This is a genomic window from Dietzia sp. B19, assembly GCF_014145155.1.
Taxonomy (GTDB): Bacteria; Actinomycetota; Actinomycetes; order Mycobacteriales; family Mycobacteriaceae; genus Dietzia; species Dietzia natronolimnaea.
In genome coordinates, this window is record NZ_JAALED010000570.1 from 30,351 (window position 1) to 33,016 (window position 2,666).

At 67.9% G+C, this 2,666-nt stretch carries 3 protein-coding genes and 1 pseudogene; 1 reads left to right on the forward strand and 3 read right to left on the reverse strand.

The genetic code is table 11. The features are described from left to right. Both G6020_RS15705 and G6020_RS15710 read right to left on the reverse strand, forming a co-directional pair. Positions 1–787, reverse strand: a 787-nt coding sequence (locus tag G6020_RS15705) for an NADP-dependent oxidoreductase (protein WP_182611241.1), incomplete at its 3' end; no start/stop codon positions are given. A gap of 163 nt (positions 788–950) precedes the next feature. Beyond that, a complete protein-coding gene (locus G6020_RS15710; protein WP_182611242.1) occupies positions 951–1,652 on the reverse strand; it encodes a hypothetical protein in 702 nt (233 codons plus the stop codon). Between the two features lie 273 nt (positions 1,653–1,925). Here G6020_RS15710 and G6020_RS15715 point away from each other — a divergent pair, with 273 nt between their 5' ends. Further along, positions 1,926–2,447, forward strand: a complete 522-nt coding sequence (locus G6020_RS15715) for a flavodoxin domain-containing protein (RefSeq protein ID WP_182611246.1) — start codon at positions 1,926–1,928, stop codon at positions 2,445–2,447. A gap of 20 nt (positions 2,448–2,467) precedes the next feature. Here G6020_RS15715 and G6020_RS15720 read toward each other — a convergent pair. After that, positions 2,468–2,666, reverse strand: a pseudogene (locus tag G6020_RS15720) (ABC transporter ATP-binding protein); the annotation flags it as partial.

Below are 2,666 nucleotides of genomic sequence, written 5' to 3' on the forward strand. Positions count from 1 at the left end.
CCCGGCCGAGCCGGCGCAGGTGTTCGAGCGCAGCCCTGAGGTGGTCGCCGCCGACGCTGTCGAAGTACACGTCGATGCCCTCGGGCGCGAACTCGCTGAGCGGCCCGTCCAGGCCGTCACGCCAGTTGAACGCCGCGTCGAGCCCGAGAACGTCCGTGAGGTAGGTGACCTTCTCGGCGCTACCGGCGCTACCGACAACCCGGCAGCCGTGCGCCTTGGCGAGCTGCGCCGCGACGCTGCCCACCGCGCCGGCGGCCGCGGAGATCCACACGACGTCGTCGGGCTTGAGGGACGCCACCACGAACATCCCCGCCCACGCCGTGAGGCCCGTCATCCCGAGCAGACCCACCTGAATCTCCGGCGGGCCCAGCTCGCGGTCCAACTTGGACAGCACCCCGGCCGCGCCGAGAGCCTGGTTACCGGGATCGACCAAGGCGTACTCGCGATACCCGCGGTCGTGCTGCACCAGGTCCCCGGGCGCGTACCCCTCCACGTCCGACTCGATCACCTCGCCGACCACCATCCCGGCGAGCGCCTCCCCCGGCTTCAGGGCCGGCAGGTATCCGGGGGGCGAGACGGGATCGAGCCGCAGCCGGATTGCCGCGTCCACCGAGAGCAGCGTGTTGCGGATGAGCAGGTGCCCCGGGGCCATGACGGGCAACTCGGTGGCCACCACTTCGAGGTCGTCCACCGTCAGCGCACCGTCGGGGTGCCTGACCAGGCGGACCTCGTGATTGCCCTGCGCGGTGGTGCCGGTCGTCGTGTCGCTGGTTGCCGTGTCGGTCATGCGATCCCTACCGATGGTTGTGAGGTCTGGTTCACACCAACAGTAACTGAACTGACTTCACTTGCGGTGGAGATTGTCGGCCGCACTCACCAGAGGGGCGAACAAACGCCCCTCTGGCGGTACCTCGCTGTTCCTACGATCTCAGTTCCTACGAGCCCAGTTTCTACGAGCCCAGTGACCCTGTCGAGCCGAAGGGGTCGAGTGAGCCGAGGCTTCCGAACGGCCCGGGTGCGCGATCCAGCGCGAACGACACGTCCTCGACATCGTCATCCGAGAGGTCAATGACGACGGTGGGGTCAGCGATCTCGCAGCCCTCCGGCGGCGTGACCGTGACCGTGTAGCCATCCGTGGCGGGCAGGTACTGGAAGAAGAACTGCCCGTCCTCGGTGAGCGAGCGGCTGCGGGTGGTGGCGCTGTACGTCAGCGCCTCTGTGTCGATATCCAGGGAGACCTCGACCCCGTTGAGACCATTGCCCTCGCCAGCGTCGCAGCCCGTCACCACTCCCCAGATCGAGTGGACAACCACGAGCCCCACATCGACACCGGTGAAATCGGCGCCGTCGACGGTGACGGGGGCGCCTCCGGGATACGGCGTCGGCCCGCACCCGGCCGGGGCGTACGGCACGAGCCGGTAGTCCCCGTCCTCCACATTCGGGAAGCTGAACGCCCCGCCGTCGGCGATGTTCTGCGAGGCGACGACCGCATTGGCGTCGTCCTTGAGTTCGATCCAGGCCGAGCCGTCACCGCAGTCATTGGTGAACACGCCGGAGACGTCGAAGGCGGCTGGATCCGCGTGGGCGAACTGTGGGCTGGCCAGCACGACACTCGCTCCGAGCGCGAGTCCGGTGACAAACTTTGACTTCATGTACAGACCCTAGGTGACACAGTTCACATTCACAATAGAGTTCTTATCTACAATGCTCGCGGCCGTAGATCAGGTGGGACGCAGCCCTGGCTTGATTTGCAGACCGTCTGCGGCGATCGACGTTGGCGCAGTCATCAACGCGGCGCCCCCGCCACCATTGCGCTCACCTCAGACGCGGTGAAGGATGGACACCGAGTGAGAAACAGACTCGGCGGCCCGGAACGGTCGGTCGCGATGCGCTCTCACCGGTAGTCGAGCGGGGTGGCACGCACGATGCGCGCACTGATCGTCTTTGAATCGATGTACGGCTGCACCCACGACATCGCCGATGCCATCGCACGGGGCGTCGCTCTGGTGGGCGACGTCACTACAGTCCCCGTCTCGCACGCGATAGACGAGGACACCTCCGTCTATGACCTGGTGATCGTGGGCGGCCCCACCCATGTGCACGGGATGAGTCGCGAGTCGACCCGGCGTGGCGCGGTCGAGGCCGCCGACCAGCCGGACAGTGACCTGACGATAGAGCCCGACGCGGCCGCTGCTGGGATCAGGGACTGGCTGGGCGAGCTCTCCCGGCGCGAGGGCGCTGCTGCCGCGTTCGATACCCGCGTCGACAAACCCGCGATCCTCACCGGGCGGGCGTCCAAGGGGATCGCCAAGAACCTGCAGAAGCTGGGGTTCACGCTCGTCGCTGAGCCGGAGAGTTTCCTGGTGGACACCCACACCCAGCTGCTCGAGGGCGAGGTGGCCCGTGCGGAGCAGTGGGGGCAGATGGTGGCGGCGCGGATCCCCTGAAGCGGCGCGCTCCCTGGTCGTCACACTCCCCCGAACCACGCCCGACTGAGCTCGGCATACCGCCCGTCCGTCCGCAACAGCTCCTCGTGCGTCCCGGATTCGACGACCCGGCCGTGGTCCATCACCAGGATCCGGTCGGCGGCCGCGGCCTGGCTCAGCCGGTGCGCCACCACCAGTCCGGCGCGGCCCTTCAGCACTGCGGCCGCTGCCGCGTCGAGG